General features: G+C 68.0%; 12 protein-coding genes. 7 read left to right on the top strand and 5 right to left on the bottom strand.

Translation table 11 applies throughout. From position 1 onward, the window contains the following. Positions 1–46: 46 nt before the first annotated feature. The 3 genes from AB0I14_RS16075 (at position 47) to AB0I14_RS16065 (ending at position 5,608) form a co-directional block, all read left to right on the top strand. Complete coding sequence (locus tag AB0I14_RS16075; protein WP_358023095.1) at positions 47–1,558, top strand: carboxylesterase/lipase family protein; 1,512 nt, start codon at positions 47–49, stop codon at positions 1,556–1,558. Between the two features lie 65 nt (positions 1,559–1,623). Beyond that, positions 1,624–3,561 (top strand): primary-amine oxidase, encoded by a 1,938-nt coding sequence (locus AB0I14_RS16070; RefSeq protein ID WP_358023092.1) that lies wholly within the window; start codon positions 1,624–1,626, stop codon positions 3,559–3,561. A gap of 52 nt (positions 3,562–3,613) precedes the next feature. Beyond that, positions 3,614–5,608, top strand: a complete 1,995-nt coding sequence (locus AB0I14_RS16065) for a phosphotransferase (protein ID WP_358023089.1) — start codon at positions 3,614–3,616, stop codon at positions 5,606–5,608. 49 nt (positions 5,609–5,657) lie between these two features. On the opposite strand, the gene AB0I14_RS16060 is transcribed toward AB0I14_RS16065, so the two are convergent. The 3 genes from AB0I14_RS16060 to AB0I14_RS16050 all read right to left on the bottom strand — a co-directional run bounded on the left by AB0I14_RS16060 (position 5,658) and on the right by AB0I14_RS16050 (position 7,616). Next, positions 5,658–5,885 carry a DUF167 domain-containing protein gene (locus tag AB0I14_RS16060; RefSeq protein WP_358023086.1) on the bottom strand — a complete coding sequence of 76 codons (228 nt, stop codon included), beginning with the start codon at positions 5,883–5,885 and terminating at the stop codon, positions 5,658–5,660. A 91-nt stretch (positions 5,886–5,976) separates the two neighbouring features. Beyond that, positions 5,977–7,179 carry a lipid-transfer protein gene (locus AB0I14_RS16055; protein ID WP_358023084.1) on the bottom strand — a complete coding sequence of 401 codons (1,203 nt, stop codon included), beginning with the start codon at positions 7,177–7,179 and terminating at the stop codon, positions 5,977–5,979. After that, on the bottom strand, positions 7,179–7,616 hold the full coding sequence (locus AB0I14_RS16050; protein ID WP_358023081.1) for an OB-fold domain-containing protein: 438 nt from the start codon (positions 7,614–7,616) through the stop codon (positions 7,179–7,181). Before AB0I14_RS16050 ends, AB0I14_RS16055 begins: the two co-directional genes overlap by 1 nt. 121 nt (positions 7,617–7,737) lie before the next feature. Between AB0I14_RS16050 and AB0I14_RS16045 the strand changes: the two genes are divergently transcribed. Both AB0I14_RS16045 and AB0I14_RS16040 read left to right on the top strand, forming a co-directional pair. After that, entirely contained in the window at positions 7,738–8,295 is a 558-nt protein-coding gene (locus tag AB0I14_RS16045) for a TetR/AcrR family transcriptional regulator (protein WP_358023078.1), read from the top strand. After that, positions 8,292–9,713 carry an FAD-dependent monooxygenase gene (locus tag AB0I14_RS16040; protein WP_358023075.1) on the top strand — a complete coding sequence of 474 codons (1,422 nt, stop codon included), beginning with the start codon at positions 8,292–8,294 and terminating at the stop codon, positions 9,711–9,713. Before AB0I14_RS16045 ends, AB0I14_RS16040 begins: the two co-directional genes overlap by 4 nt. Here AB0I14_RS16040 and AB0I14_RS16035 read toward each other — a convergent pair. Together AB0I14_RS16035 and AB0I14_RS16030 are read right to left on the bottom strand one after the other, a co-directional pair. After that, positions 9,679–10,380 (bottom strand): alpha/beta fold hydrolase, encoded by a 702-nt coding sequence (locus AB0I14_RS16035; protein ID WP_358023073.1) that lies wholly within the window; start codon positions 10,378–10,380, stop codon positions 9,679–9,681. The genes AB0I14_RS16040 and AB0I14_RS16035 overlap by 35 nt on opposite strands. Then, positions 10,377–11,498, bottom strand: a complete 1,122-nt coding sequence (locus AB0I14_RS16030) for an FAD-dependent monooxygenase (RefSeq protein WP_358023070.1) — start codon at positions 11,496–11,498, stop codon at positions 10,377–10,379. The genes AB0I14_RS16035 and AB0I14_RS16030 overlap by 4 nt, the downstream gene beginning before the upstream one ends. Before the next feature lie 71 nt (positions 11,499–11,569). Between AB0I14_RS16030 and AB0I14_RS16025 the strand changes: the two genes are divergently transcribed. Next, positions 11,570–12,454 (top strand): LysR substrate-binding domain-containing protein, encoded by an 885-nt coding sequence (locus AB0I14_RS16025; RefSeq protein WP_358023067.1) that lies wholly within the window; start codon positions 11,570–11,572, stop codon positions 12,452–12,454. Between the two features lie 34 nt (positions 12,455–12,488). Continuing rightward, positions 12,489–15,149: a DNA polymerase I gene (polA, locus tag AB0I14_RS16020; protein WP_358024323.1), complete on the top strand. Its 2,661-nt coding sequence runs from the start codon at positions 12,489–12,491 to the stop codon at positions 15,147–15,149. The last annotated feature ends 11 nt before the right edge of the window (positions 15,150–15,160 follow it).

Genomic DNA, 15,160 nt, shown 5'->3' with positions numbered 1-15,160 from the left:
CCACCGCCTGTCCGCCCCCAGTGGTGTTGTTCGATACGGTCGTTCTATGCACGAGCGGACTGTCCGGGCAAAGATTAGTACCGGCATCGTCGAGGGGTTCACGCGCGACGGCGTACATCGTTGGCGTTCCATCCCTTACGCCAAACCGCCGGTCGGGCGGCTGCGTCTGAGGGCACCCGAGCCAGCCGAGCCATGGCCGGGTGTGCGTTACTGCCACGGGTTCGGTTACTGCGCGCCCCAGCAACGCCGGTACACGCTCGTCGGTGTGGGCAAGCACCAGCCGATGAGCGAGGACTGCCTGACCCTCAACGTGGTGGCGCCGGAAAAACCGGATTCCGATGGTCCACTGCCGGTGATGTTCTTCGTGCACGGCGGTGGCTACATCATGGGCAGCTCGGCCACGCCGGTCTATGACGGTGCCGCGCTGGCCCGTCGCGGTTGTGTGTTCGTCTCGGTCAACTATCGGCTCGGGATGCTCGGATGTGTCGAGCTGTCGTCGCTGTCGACGCCGGAACATCCGATCGAGGACAACCTGTTCCTGCGTGATCTGGTGCTGGCATTGCGCTGGGTCCGGGACAACGCGGAAGTGTTCGGCGGGGATCCGGACAACGTCACGATCTTCGGGGAGAGTGCGGGTGCCCACGCGGTCGCGACGTTGCTCGCGGTGCCCGAGGCCGAGGGACTGTTCGCCCGGGTGATCTCGGAGAGCCCGGCCGCCGGGATGGTCAGCTCTGCGGACGCCGCGGCCAAGCTCGCGGGTCAGCTCGCTGAATTGGTCAGTCCCGGTGGGGGATCGGCGGCCGCGGCGCTCATGTCCGCCCGCCCGGCCGACCTCGGCCGGGCCCTGGAAGCTCTGATCGTGCGCGGGCAGACGGACATGCCTGGCGCGTTTCCGGTCGGCCCGACCTTCGACACCGAGTACCTGCCCACCGATCCGGTGACGGCGATGGCCGAGGGCGGCGCACACCGGGTGCCGTTGATCGTCGGCAACAACGCCGACGAGGGGCGCTTGTTCACCCGCTTCATGCAGCTGCTGCCGACCAATGAGCCGATGATCGAAAAGTTGTTCGCGCGTAGCGATCCCGAGGAGCGTCGGCGGATCGTCGCGGCCTATCCGGACTATCCGAGCAGCGCGGCCTGCGTGCGGCTCGGTGGCGATTTCGCGTTCGGCTCGGCCACCTGGCAGATCGCGGAGGCCCACAGCCTGCACGCGCCCACCTACGTGTACCGCTACGACTATGCGCCGCGCACCTTGCACTGGGCGGGGCTGGGGGCGACGCACGCGATGGAACTGCTGGCGGTGTTCGACACGTACCACACGAGTTACGGCGCACTGCTGACCGCCGTGGGCGACCGCACGTCGGCCCGGCGGGTCAGCCGTGAGGTGCAGCGGCGTTGGCGTGAATTCAGCCGGACCGGCGAGCCGGGCCCGGGCTGGCCGGCCTATGACAGCGACGACCGCGCGGTGTTCGTGTTCGACCGCCGGCCACGCGTCGAATACGACCCCCGGGCGGTGCGGCGGCAGGCCTGGGAAGGGTTCACCCTCGCCGAGCGCTGAGTTCGCCGGATTCACTCTGAGCGATTTGCTGCAGGGAATCGCTCGGATGTGGTTGCGTATTTGACGTGGACTACCCCCTGGATCCGCTGTCCGCCGACGAGTTTCGCGCGGTGGCAGCGATATTGCGGCGTGAGCACGGGGTCGGGGAGGGCTGGCGGGTTGCCTCGGTGGAACTCGTCGAGCCGTCCAAGGCCGAACTGGCTGCCTTTGACGGCAGCGGTGCGACACCGCCCAGGCGGGCCGCCGTGATCTGCCTGGAGAGGGCAGCGAACGCCACCTACAAGGGCGTGGTGTCGCTGACCGAGGATCGGGTCGAGAACTTCGACCACATTCCGGGTGTCCAGGCCAACTTCACCGTCGACGAGTTCGTCGAATGCGACGAGGTGCTGCGCCGGCACCCCGACGTGATCGCCGCGCTGGCCCGACGCGGGATCACGGACCTGGACAACGTGTTCATGGACACCTGGACCTACGGTGACGCCGTCGCACCGCCCGAATACCGCGACCGGCGGATCGGCTGGTCGGACACCTGGTACAAGCAGGCCGCCGGTGCCAATCCGTACGCCCACCCGGTCAGCGGTCTGCATTGCGTGATCGACATCAACAGCATGGAGGTGCTGCGCGTCGAAGATGACGGCAGCTCCGAAAAGCCTGATGTGATGGGCGAATACGTACCGCATCACATCCCGGAACGGATCCGGGCGGCGTCCCACCGGGAGCCGCTCAAGCCGCTGGACATCACCCAGCCCGAGGGGCCGTCGTTCACCTTGGACGGCAACCTGCTGCAGTGGCAGAACTGGTCGCTGCGGGTCGGGTTCAACCATCGCGAGGGGATGACGCTGCACACCGTGCGCTATCGCGATGGCGACGTGAATCGTTCGGTGGCCCATCGGATGTCGTTCGCCGAAATGGTGGTGCCGTATCGGGACTCCTCGGTCGATCACTACCGGCGCACCGCGTTCGACATCGGCGAGTGGGGTCTGGGATTCATGACCACCTCGCTGGAGCTCGGCTGCGACTGTCTCGGTGAGATCCGTTATCTGGACGCGGTTCTGCACAACAGCACCGGCGAGCCGTACACGATCACCAATGCGATCTGCATCCACGAGGAAGACAACGCCGTGCTGTGGAAGCACGTCGACCACGACGCGGGTGCCGAGGTGCGCCGGATGCGCAGGCTCACCCTGTCATTCCACGTCACCGTTGCCAACTACGAGTATCTGGTGTACTGGCGGCTCTACCAGGACGGCAACATCGAGTGCGAGGTCCGCGCCACCGGGATCATGGTCACCACACCGTTCCCGGCCGGGGCGACGCCGAAGAACGGCACGCTCGTCGACGAGCGCACGTACGCACCGTTCCATCAGCACTTCCTGATCGCCCGGTTGGACCTGGACGTCGACGGCACCGACAACACGGTCTACATGACCGAGTCGTACGCGGAACCGATCAGTCCGGACAATCCGTACGGCCTGTCGTTGGTGGTGCGCAATCAGGCGCTGCGCACCGAGCAGGAGGGCAGGCAGGACGTCAACTTCGCCACTCAGCGGGCCTGGAAGGTGGTCAACACCAACGTCGTCAACGGCCTGGGGACGCATCCGTCCTACAAGCTGGTGCCCACCGGGGCGATCCCGGCGATGTTCGACCCGTCCTCGCCGGTGCTGCAACGCGCCAATGTCATCGCCCATACCTTGTGGGTGACCCCGAACCGACCGGACGAACGCTGGCCGGCGGGGGAGTTCGTCAACCAGTCGGCGGCCGACACCGGGTTGGGCGAGTGGACGAAGGCCGACCGGTCGATCGACAACACCGACGTGGTGCTGTGGTACGTGTTCGGTATCCACCACATCACCCGACCGGAGGACTGGCCGGTGATGCCGGTCGACGTGGTGTCGTTCTGGCTCAAGCCTTTCGGGTTCTTCGACCGCAACCCGGCGCTGGACGTGGCGGCCACCCCGCCGGATTCCTGTGCACACGGTCATGCCAAAGCGGCACACCACTAGCTATTAGTTGACACCTGTCATATGTGATGCGGAACACTGCTACGTTGCCTGTGTGCAACCGACTCAGACCGCTGTCCTGGACCGCCCCGAAGACCTGACGTGTGACTGGCTGACCGCCGCCCTGGGCGCCGGTCCGGTCAGCGGATTCAGCTTCGAGCGGATCGGCACCGGGCAGATGAGCGAGTGCTACCGGGTCTCGCTGAACTATGCCGGGGAGGCGGACGGGCCGGCCTCGGTGGTGCTCAAGGTGGCCGCCACCGATCCCAACAGCCGCCAGACCGGACTGGCGCTGGGACTCTACGAGCGCGAGGTGCGGTTCTACGCCGACATCGCGCCCGCCTTGGTCCCGGGGCCGGTGGCGCCGTGCTATCACGCCGCCTTCGACCCACGGACCGGGGCCTTCGACCTGTTGCTCGGCGACGCCATCCCGGCTGTCGTCGGTGACGAGATCCGTGGCGCGACAGCCGAACAGGCCTCGGCGGCGCTCACCGAGCTGGGTCGTGTGCACGGATCGGTGGCCGGCGTCGAGGCCTTGAACCAGGCCGAGTGGCTCAACCGCGAGGCGCCGGTCAACCAGGCCCTGATCGCAGGCTTGTATGCGGCATTTGTCGACCGCTACGCCGGCCTGATCACGCCGGAGCAGCGCCACGTGTGTGACCGGCTCGTCGAGAGTTTCGACGCGTACCTGGCCGACGAGGGCGCGTCCGAGCGGCCGCAGGGTCTGGTGCACGGTGACTATCGGCTCGACAACATGCTGTTCGGCGACGCGGGTGCCGACCGGGTCCTGACCGTGGTGGACTGGCAGACCGTCACGAAGGGGCCGGCGTTCACCGACGTCGCGTACTTCATCGGCTGCGCCCTGCCCGTTGAGCAGCGCCGCGCGCACTACGACGAGCTGTTGACGGCGTATCACCAGGCGCTCGGCACGGACTCGGCACTGACGCTCGATCAGGTGCGCGACGGCGTGCGCCGGCAGAGCTTCTTCGGGGTGATGATGGCGATCATCTCCTCGATGCTGGTGGAACGTACCGAACGCGGTGACCAGATGTTCATGACGATGCTCGACCGGCACTGCAGTCACGTTCTGGACACCCAAGCACTGGATGTCCTTGCACCCCCGGCAATTCCGGAACCGCTGGTGCCTGACGCCGAGGACGACTATCCGCACACCCCTACCGGTGAAGAGCTGTGGAACGAGAGCTGGTACTTCGACTTCACCGATGCGGCGGCGGGCTTCGGCGGCTGGGTCCGCCTGGGCCTGATCCCCAACCAGGACACCGCATGGGTCAATGTCCTGTTCTGCGGTCCGGGTATGCCGACCGTGGCGCTCAACGACTTTCATGCCGCACCGGCCGAACCCGCATCGATCACGGGTGAGGGCGTCGAGTTGAGCCTGCAACCGCTCGAACCGCTCAAGGCCTACCGTGTTACCGCATCGGGTACCGGGCAGGCCCACGACGATCCGGCGGCCCTGCTGCGCGGAGAGACGGGCCGACCGGTTGCGGTGACCATGGACCTGACCTGGACCACGGTGGGAACTCCGTACCAGTACCGGATCACGCCCCGCTATGAGATTCCGTGCACGGTCTCGGGCACGGTGACCATCGGCGAGCAGACCTTCGGCATCAACGGTGTGGCGGGCCAACGTGACCACTCGTGGGGCGTGCGGGACTGGTGGTCGATGAACTGGGTGTGGAGTGCCCTCCATCTCGACGACGGCACCCATCTGCACGGCGTCGACATCCGGATTCCGGGGATACCGCCGGTCGGTATCGGCTATTCGCAGCGCGCGGGTGAACCGCTTGTCGAATTGCAGGCGGTGACTGCGGATTACACGCTCGGTGCCGACGATCTGCCGGTGTCGACGACGCTGACGCTGCAACCCGGCGATCTCGAAGTGACTGTTGACATCGTGGGCCACGCTCCCGTGCTGCTGGTAGCTGCGGACGGGAGGGTGAGTCAGTTCCCGCGGGCCTGGGCGAAGGTCCGCACCGCCGACGGGCGTAGCGGCATCGGCTGGCTGGAGTGGAACCGCAATCTGGGTTAGCGGACTGGGCCGCCGCCATCGGGCGACATTCTGCGCACGCTCGGTGCTGTCAGTTGATACGAAAACGCTTGAGCCGCGCGGTCGCACCGGAGATCAACTTCACGCGGCTGCGCGGCACACCGAGATGTTCGGCAAGCAGTTTGGTGACGGCGTCGTTGGCCTTGCCATCGACGGCGCGCTCTTGCACATAGATGGTGAGCGCGCCATCATCCGCAACTTCGACCAAGGGGCCTTTGCGGCTGCCGGGCTTGACGCGGACGACGACGCTCTCGCTCATACCGTCATCGTGGCGCGACCGTGCGCGGAATGCCGGTGCGCGGCGGCGTGTCGCGGAGCAGACACGCACGCCCGCGCAGCGGCAATGGTGACTAGCGGGCGACGATCACCGACGAGCCGTGGCCGAACAGGCCCTGGTTCGCCGTGACGCCGACCTTCGCACCCTCGACCTGACGGCCGGTGGCCTGGCCCTTGAGCTGCCAGGTGAGCTCGCACACCTGCGCGATGGCCTGCGCCGGAATGGCCTCACCGAAGCTGGCCAGGCCGCCCGAGGCGTTGACCGGGACCCGCCCGCCGATGGTGGTGGCACCCGAACGCAGCAGTTGCTCGCCCTCGCCCTTGGCGCACAGGCCCAGGTGCTCGTACCAGTCCAGCTCGAGTGCGGTGGACAGGTCGTACACCTCGGCCAGGCTGACGTCCTCGGGGCCGATCCCGGCCTCGGCGTAGGCCGCGTCGAGGATCTGGTCCTTGAACACGCGCTCCGGGGCGGCCACCACGGCGGTGGAATCCGTTGCGATGTCCGGCAATTCGGGCAGGTGCTGCGGGTAGCGCGGCGTGACGGTCGAGATCGCACGGACCGACGGCACACCGTCCAGCGAACCCAGGTGCTTGCGGGCGAAATCCGCGCTCGCGACGATCAGCGCGGCGGCGCCGTCGGAGGTGGCGCAGATGTCGAGCTGGCGCAGCGGGTCGGAGACCACCGGGCTGGCCAGCACGTCCTCGACCGAGGATTCCTTGTGGTAACGGGCATTCGGGTTCTGCAGACCGTGCCGGGAGTTCTTCACCTTCACCTGGGCGAAGTCCTCGGCGGTGGCGCCGTAGAGGTCCATCCGGCGCCGGGCCAGCAGGGCGAAGTACACCGGGTTCATCGCGCCGAGCAGGTGGAAGCGCTGCCAGTCGGGATCGTTCTTGCGCTCGCCGCCGACGGGCGCGAAGGCACCCTTGGGGGTGGTGTCGGCACCGATCACCAGCGCGACATCGCAGAACCCGGCCAGGATCTGGGCGCGGGCGCTCTGCAGTGCCTGCGAGCCCGACGCGCAGGCCGCGTAGCTCGACGACACCGGCACGCCGTTCCAGCCCAGCTTCTGGGCGAACGTCGACCCGGCGATGAAGCCGGGGTAGCCGTTGCGGATCGTGTCGGCTCCCGCGACCAGCTGGATCTGGCGCCAGTCCAGGCCGGCCTCGGCCAGGGCCGCGCGGGCGGCGACGACGCCGTACTCGGTGAAGTCGCGTCCCCACTTGCCCCACGGGTGCATGCCCGCGCCGAGGATGTACAGCGGTTCGGGTGCGCTCATCAGGCGATCCTCCAGGCGTGGGTGGTGCGCTCGACGCCCTCGTCGTCGGTGTAGAGCGTCATGGTGGTCAGCTCCATCTCCATGCCGACCTTGAGATCGGCCGCGAGGGTGCCCGTGACGACCTTGCCGAGCACGATCAGGCCTTCGTCGGCCAGTTCCACCGCGGCGATCGCGAACGGCTCGAACGGGTCGGTCTTGGGATAAGGCGAGGGCGGGAGGTACCGGTTCTCGGTGTAGCTCCACACCTTCCCGCGGCGGGACAGCGGCACCAGATCAAGGGTGTCGCTGTCGCAGGCCGGGTTGGGGCAGTTGTTCTCGCGCGGCGGGAAAACGTAGGTGGCGCACTGGGTGCACTTGCCGCCGATCAGGTGAGTGGCACCGGCGTCGTCGGTGGCGAACCACCCTTCGATCGCGGGTTGCGAAGATGCTGCTGGCACGCGGCCAGCCTAAACGATCAAGACCACAGAACTGAAACGTGTTGCAGTTTTGTCCCGCGGGCCAAGATATTCGGTTGAAGAGTACGAAACCGTTTCGTACGCTTCGAGCATGGTGCGAGGCATGGAGCGTGAACAGGCGGTGTTGGCCGCCACGGCCGAACTGCTGGCAGAACGGGGATATCAGGCGCTGACGATCGATGCGGTCGCCGCACGAGCGGGTGCCAGCAAGGCCACGATCTACCGCCGGTGGCCGAACAAGGCTCAGCTCGTCCGCGCCACCCTGGACGCTGCCGACGCCGCCCGGAACGCCTCCGTGCCCGATACCGGGCAGCTGCGCAGTGACCTGTTCGCTGTGATGGACATGATCTCCGCGGAGGTGGCCGATCCGCTCACGCGGGTGACCGCCGAACTCGCGGCGCTCATGCGGCACGATGCCCAGCTCGCCGAAGCCATCCGCGAACATCTCGACAAGGCGGAGCTCTCGCCCTTCCATGAGGCGCTGCAACGGGCCATGGCCCGGGGCGACATCGCCGCGGACACCGACGTCGACCTGATCCACGACGTGGCCGAGGCGATGATCCTGCGGCAGCTTCACGTGGACCTGCCGGTCGACGAGGCGTTCAGTACGCGGCTGGTCGATGACGTCCTTCTGGTCCTGCTGGGCGGTGGTCGGCGATGACCGTCGTGATTGCCGGAGCCGGGCCGACCGGACTCACCCTGGCCATCGAGCTGGCTCGTCGAGGTGTGCCCTGCCGGGTGCTGGACAAGGCCGCGACGTTGTTCCCCGGGTCGCGCGGCAAAGGGCTGCAGCCGCGCACGCTGGAGGTGTTCGACGACCTCGGGGTCATCGGTGCCGTGCTGGCCGCCGGGGAGTCGTTTCCGCCGATGCGGCTGTACCGCGGCGCCGACGTGGTCTGGGAGAAACCGATCTACGAGCTGCTCGGACTGCCCGAGCTGGAACCCACACCGGCGGTGCCGTACCCCTACACCTGGCTGATCCCGCAATGGCGCACCGACCAGATCCTGGCCGCGCGATTCGCCGAACTCGGCGGGACGATCGAATTCTGCACCGAGGTAACGGGTTTCACGCAAGACGGCGACGGCGTCACGGTGCGCACGAACCGCGGGCCGATCCGGGCCGACTACCTGGTCGGCGCCGACGGCGGTCGCAGCACGGTACGCAAGGTGTCCGGGGTCGAGTTTCTCGGCGGGGCGCTCACCGAGGAACGCATCATCGTGGGCGACGTGCGGGCCGGCGGACTCGACGGCCGGTGCTGTCACCTGCTGACCCGTGACGGCGACCAGTCCCGGCGGTTCTCGTTGTGGAATCTGCCCGGCACCGACCATTACCAATTGGTGGTCACCATGGCACCGGGCGACGACCCGCCCCCGCTGACCCTCGACGGCATGCAGGCGGTGCTGGAACACCGGTCGGGCCGAGGAGACGTGACGCTGTCGGACCTGCGGTGGATTTCGTTGTACCGGGTGAATCTGCTGATGGCGCAACACTTCCGGATCGGCCGGGTGTTGCTGGCCGGGGACGCCGCCCACGTGCATTCGCCCGCCGGGGGACTGGGCGTCAACACCGGGGTTCAGGATGCCTACAACGTGGGCTGGAAGCTGGCCGCGGTGTTGGCCGGCGCGCCCGACGCCCTGCTGGACAGCTATGAGGCCGAACGCCTGCCCGTCGCTGCCGAGGTACTGCAACTCAGCGGCGCGCTGCACCGCCAGGGCTTCGGCGCAACCGAGCGGGCGCCGGCCGCGATCCACCAGCTGGACATCGGCTACCGGGGCGGCCCGTTGGCCGCCGGAGACGCGCACCTGGCCGGCGCACTGCAACCCGGCGACCGCGCACCGGACGGTCTGCTGCCCGACGGCCGACGGCTGTTCGACGTGTTCCGCGGCCCGCACTGGACGGTGCTGCAATTCGTGGACGGGACAGTCGATTTCGGGGTGCCGCAGGTGCACCTCGAGCCCGGCGGGGATTACGACGTACCCGTCGGAACTTTCGTCCTGGTCCGGCCCGACGGTTACATCGGTGCGATCAGCGCCCGACCCGAGGTCATCCGCGACCAGCTGCGCCGGACGGGAGGCTGACGGAGCCGGCAGCGTCCCGCAGGATGCGCACCAGATCACTGTGGTTGTCCCGCATGAGGTTGTGTGCCCCGTCGAGGGAGTGCGTCGTCCACCCGGGGTCGGTACGCAACCGGTCGTAGGTCGGCGCGAACGGCGACTCAGTCGGCCAGCGCTGGGCGTAGACGAAGATCCGCCGGATCCCCGCCGGCTCGTCGCCGAGCCGCACCGGCTGCAGCAGTGACGCCAGTGGGTGCGCGGTTGCGCGCTCGTCGAAGAACGGCAGTGGGGGCACGCCGTAGCCGGTGGCGTCGACCCCGATGTACCACTGGCGCTGCTCGTCGTTGGTCAGGGTCCAGCAGGACTCGCCGTCGCGCGGCACGAGCGCATCCAGATAGACCAGCGTTCGTACCCGATCCGGGATGCGGTCGGCGACGGCGGTGATCACCATGCCGCCGTAGCTGTGCCCGACCAGCACCGCGTCGGTGACGCGGTGGGCTTCGAATTCGGCCAGCACATCGGCGATGTGGGTGTCCAGGTTGACCCCGGCGTGGGCCAGGTGGGCGCGCTCGGCCACCCCGGTCAGGGTCGGCGTCAACACCCGGTGTCCGTCGTCGCGCAGCGCGGCGGCCAGGTCGTCGTAGCACCAGCCGCCGTGGCACGCGCCGGGTACGAGCACGAAAGTGGTCATCGGGAACTCCTGTCGGCCAGAGTGTTTCGGCGGTAGGTGGCGGTGACGCGGTTCAGGTCGTCCGGGTCGCCGGCATGCATCTCACGGTTGGCGTGCACCACTGCCGTCGTCTCGGGCACCCGGCGCGCCTCGTAACCGGCGACGCCACGGCCGGCGGCCAGTTCGTCGGCCAGGACGCGGGCGTCGAGAATGGCCTGGGAGCCGCCGTTGGCGCCGACGGGGTACATCGGATGCGCGGCGTCACCGAGCAATGTGACACGCTGAGTTCCCCAGTGGGGCAGCGGTTCCCGATCGACCATCGGATACTCGAACACCGTTTCGGATCGGGCCACCAGTTCGGCGGTGTCCAGCCAGCTCAGGTGCCAGCCGGACATATGGGCGGCCACCGCCGCGGGATCGGTCGGGGTGTTCCAGTTCGCGTCACCGGGAAGCGGGCCCGGGCCGGCCTCGGGCACCTGCAGCACCCAGTTCACCAGATCACCACCGATCGGGTAGGTGACCAGCTCCACCCCGTGGGGGCCCTTGACGATGGCCATGGTGCGGCCGTCGAGAAACGGCCGAATCCGGCTGGCGCCGCGAAACATCCGCACACCCGACCAGAGCAGTGGGTCGGGGCCCGGATGCAGCCTGCGCCGGACCATCGACTGGACCCCGTCGGCGCCGACGAATACGTCAGCGGTGAAATCCCCGGCCCCGGTCTCCACGCGCACACCGGCTGAGGACTCGGTGAAGCCCACCACGCCGGCGCCGGTTCGCACCGCCTCGGATCCGAGCCGGGCCCGGACCGCGTCGAGCAACAACATCTGCAACCGGCCGCGGTGCACTGAGCACTGCGGGTAGCCGTAGCCGCCTTCGATTCCGCGGGGCTCGCGGAACAGCAGTGTCCCGTCCGAGGCGTAGAAATCGATGACCGCCGGCGTGGCCGCCATGGTGCGGAGGGCATCGCCCAGGCCGAGCTCGGTCAGCTCACGCACGGCGTGCGGAAGCAGGTTGATGCCGACACCCAGCGCGGTGAGTTCGCGCGCCGATTCCACGACGGTGACGCCCATGCCCCGGGCGTGCAGGCTCAATGCTGTGGTGAGGCCGCCGATACCGGCCCCGGAGATGACGATGTCCATGACTCAAGCCTGCGTCGAACAGCAGTTATAAGTCCAATACCGTTTGAGTACACAAACTATAATCAAAAGTTATGGAATTGCGGCAGCTCGAGTACTTCGTCGCGGTCACCGAGGAGGCCAACTTCACCCGGGCCGCGCAGCGGGTGCACGTGGCGCAGCCCGCGGTCAGTGCCCAGATCGCCCGGCTGGAGCGAGAATTGGGGCAGCCACTGCTGGACCGGTCCCGGCGCGAGGTCCGGCTCACCGCCGCCGGCGCGGCGGTGTTGCCCTACGCCCGAGCCGCCCTCGACGCCGTGCGGCTCGCCAAGACCGCAGTCGACGAACTCACCCAGCTGGTCCGCGGTTCGGTGACGGTGGGCACCGTGACGGCCCACAACGTCGACCTGCCGCAGCTGCTGGCCGATTACCACCGGGCCCACCCCGCGGTGGAGATCACGCTGTCCACCGACACCTCCGATGCGCTGATCGACGGCGTCCGCAGCGGCAGATTCGATGTCGCGATCACGTCGGTCGGCTCCGACGAGGTGCCCGACGGATTGGCGGTCGCCACGACGACCGACGAACCGATCGAGGCGGTGGTGAGTCGCGCCGACGCGTGGGCGGCGCGCCGGACGGTCACGCTCGCCGCGCTGGTGCAGCGTCCGCTCATCTCCCTGCCCGCCGGTGGCGGTATCCGTCGGCAGTTCGACCGGGCCTGCGCGGCGGCCGGCGTGGCGCCGCACGTGGTGTTCGAGGCCGCGACGCCCGACGCGCTCGCCGATCTCGCCGCCCGCGGGCTGGGCGTAGCGATCGTGCCCGGTTCGGTGGCGCGCCAGCGCGCCGACGTCCACGCCATTTCGATCCGACCCGAACTGCGCGGTCGGCTGGTGCTGGCCTGGCGTGCAAGCGGGCCGATCAGCCCGGCCGCGCGGGCGCTCATCGAGATGGCCGCCGAACTCGTCGGCGGCGGTGCATAGAGTTAGGGCCGTGACGGACGCGAAGCCCACACTGATGCTGCTCGACGGTAATTCCCTGGCATTCCGAGCGTTTTATGCGCTGCCTGCGGAGAACTTCAAGACGCAGGGCGGGCTGACCACCAACGCGGTGTACGGCTTCACCGCAATGCTGATCAACCTGTTGCGTGACGAGCAGCCCAGCCACGTCGCCGCGGCGTTCGATGTGTCGCGGCAGACGTTCCGCAAGGAGAAGTACCCCGAGTACAAGGAAGGCCGGTCCGCGACGCCCGACGAGTTCCGCGGCCAGATCGACATCACCAAGGAGGTGCTCGGCGCGCTGGGCATCACGGTGCTGGCCGAGCCCGGCTTCGAGGCCGACGACATCATCGCCACCCTGGCCACCCAGGGCGAGGACGCCGGCTACCGCGTGCTGGTGGTCACCGGCGACCGTGACTCGTTGCAGCTGGTCAGCGATGACGTGACCGTGCTCTACCCGCGCAAGGGGGTCAGCGAGCTGACCCGGTTCACGCCGGACGCTGTGGTGGAGAAGTACGGCCTGACGCCGACGCAGTATCCGGATTTCGCCGCGCTCCGGGGCGACCCGAGCGACAACCTGCCCGGAATCCCGGGCGTGGGGGAGAAGACCGCCACCAAGTGGATCGTCGAATACGGCTCGTTGCAATCCCTGGTCGACAACGTCGACAAGGTGAAGGGCAAGGTCGGCGAGTCGCTGCGGACCAATCTGTCGAGCGTGGTGCTCAACCGCGAGCTGACCGAACTGGTCAAGGACGTGCCGCTGGCCCAGACCCCGGACACGTTGCGCGTGCAGACGTGGGACCGTGACCAGATCCACCGGCTGTTCGACGACCTCGAGTTCCGGGTGCTGCGGGACCGGTTGTTCGACACGCTGGTATCCGCCGAACCGGAGGTCGAGCACGGGTTCGACGTGCGTGGGCGCGCACTGGAGCCCGGTGAGCTGGCCGCATGGCTCTCCGAACACAGCCTGGGCAACCGGTTCGGGATGGCGGTGGTCGGCACGCACCTGGCTTACGACGCCGATGCCACCGCGCTGGCCATCGTCTCGGCCGACGGCGACGGCCGCTACATCGACACCGCCACGCTGACCGCTGAGGACGAGGCGGCGCTGTCGTCCTGGCTCGCCGATCCCGGCCCGCCCAAGGCCCTGCACGAGGCCAAGCTGGCGATGCACGATCTGGCCGGCCGGGGCTGGACGCTGCGCGGGGTCACCTCCGACACCGCCCTGGCGGCCTACCTGGTTCGGCCGGGCCAGCGCAGCTTTGCCCTCGATGACTTGTCGGTGCGCTACCTGCACCGTGAACTTCGGGCCGAAAGTCCAGAGCAGCAACAGCTTTCACTTCTCGATGATTCGGACGGGGTGGACGAGCAGGCGGTGCAGACCGGGATCCTGCGCGCCTGCGCGGTGCTGGATCTCGCCGATGCGCTCGACCAGGAGCTGGCCAAGATCGACTCGTCGTCACTGCTGGGCCGCATGGAGCTGCCGGTGCAGCGGGTGCTCGCCCAGATGGAGCACACCGGCATCGCCGTCGACAGCGACTACCTCAAGGAGTTGCAGAGCGAGTTCGCCGATCAGATCCGCGACGCCGCCGAGGCCGCGTACTCCGTGATCGGTAAGCAGATCAATCTCGGCTCACCCAAGCAGCTGCAGGTCGTGCTGTTCGACGAGCTGGAGATGCCCAAGACCAAGCGCACCAAGACCGGCTACACCACCGACGCCGATGCGCTGCAGTCACTGTTCGACAAGACCGGCCACCCGTTCCTGCAGCACCTGCTCACACACCGGGACGCCACCCGGCTGAAGGTGACCGTCGACGGGCTCCTGGCGGCGGTGGCCACCGATGGCCGGATCCACACCACGTTCAACCAGACCATCGCGGCCACTGGCCGGCTTTCGTCCACCGAGCCCAACCTGCAGAACATCCCGATCCGCACCGAGGCGGGCCGGCGCATCCGGGACGCCTTCGTCGTCGGCGATGGTTACACCGAGCTGATGACGGCCGACTACAGCCAGATCGAGATGCGGATCATGGCGCATCTGTCCCGCGACGAAGGCCTCATCGAAGCATTCAACACCGGCGAGGACCTGCATTCGTTCGTCGCGTCGCGGGCCTTCGACGTGCCGATCGACGAGGTCACCCCGGAGCTGCGCCGGCGGGTCAAGGCGATGTCCTATGGCTTGGCCTACGGCTTGAGTGCCTATGGGCTGGCGAGCCAGCTCAAGATTTCCACCGAGGAAGCCAAGATCCAGATGGAGCAGTACTTCGCGCGGTTCGGTGGTATCCGCGACTATCTGCGCGACGTCGTCGACCAGGCCCGCAAGGACGGCTACACGTCGACAGTGTTCGGGCGCAGGCGCTACCTGCCCGAGTTGGACAGCAGCAACCGTAACGTCCGCGAGGCCGCCGAGCGGGCCGCACTCAACGCACCCATCCAGGGCAGTGCCGCCGACATCATCAAGGTGGCGATGATCAACGTCGACGAGGCGATCAAGGCCGCCGGGCTCAAGTCACGCATGCTGCTGCAGGTTCACGACGAACTGCTCTTCGAGGTCGTCGAGGGGGAGCGGGACGCACTGGAGGCGTTGGTGCGCGAGCACATGGGCAATGCGTATCCACTGGATGTGCCGCTGGAGGTGTCGGTGGGATACGGCCGCAGTTGGGATGCCGCGGCTCACTAGGGCGGCAGCGG

The sequence above is a fragment of the Mycobacterium sp. NPDC050441 genome (genome assembly GCF_040655355.1).
In the GTDB taxonomy this organism is placed as follows: Bacteria; Actinomycetota; Actinomycetes; order Mycobacteriales; family Mycobacteriaceae; genus Mycobacterium.
This window is presented reverse-complemented; position numbering and strand designations above follow the sequence as displayed.

What these genes read in the sequence shown, in the direction of transcription:
- AB0I14_RS16075 (WP_358023095.1), top strand. Translation starts at nt 47, where the DNA reads ATGCACGAGCGGACTGTCCGGGCAAAGATTAGTACCGGCATCGTCGAG.
- AB0I14_RS16060 (WP_358023086.1), bottom strand. Translation starts at nt 5,885, where the DNA reads ATGAGCGAGAGCGTCGTCGTCCGCGTCAAGCCCGGCAGCCGCAAAGGC.
- AB0I14_RS16055 (WP_358023084.1), bottom strand. Translation starts at nt 7,179, where the DNA reads ATGAGCGCACCCGAACCGCTGTACATCCTCGGCGCGGGCATGCACCCG.
- AB0I14_RS16045 (WP_358023078.1), top strand. Translation starts at nt 7,738, where the DNA reads ATGGAGCGTGAACAGGCGGTGTTGGCCGCCACGGCCGAACTGCTGGCA.
- AB0I14_RS16040 (WP_358023075.1), top strand. Translation starts at nt 8,292, where the DNA reads ATGACCGTCGTGATTGCCGGAGCCGGGCCGACCGGACTCACCCTGGCC.
- AB0I14_RS16035 (WP_358023073.1), bottom strand. Translation starts at nt 10,380, where the DNA reads ATGACCACTTTCGTGCTCGTACCCGGCGCGTGCCACGGCGGCTGGTGC.
- AB0I14_RS16030 (WP_358023070.1), bottom strand. Translation starts at nt 11,498, where the DNA reads ATGGACATCGTCATCTCCGGGGCCGGTATCGGCGGCCTCACCACAGCA.
- AB0I14_RS16025 (WP_358023067.1), top strand. Translation starts at nt 11,570, where the DNA reads ATGGAATTGCGGCAGCTCGAGTACTTCGTCGCGGTCACCGAGGAGGCC.
- polA (WP_358024323.1), top strand. Translation starts at nt 12,489, where the DNA reads ATGCTGCTCGACGGTAATTCCCTGGCATTCCGAGCGTTTTATGCGCTG.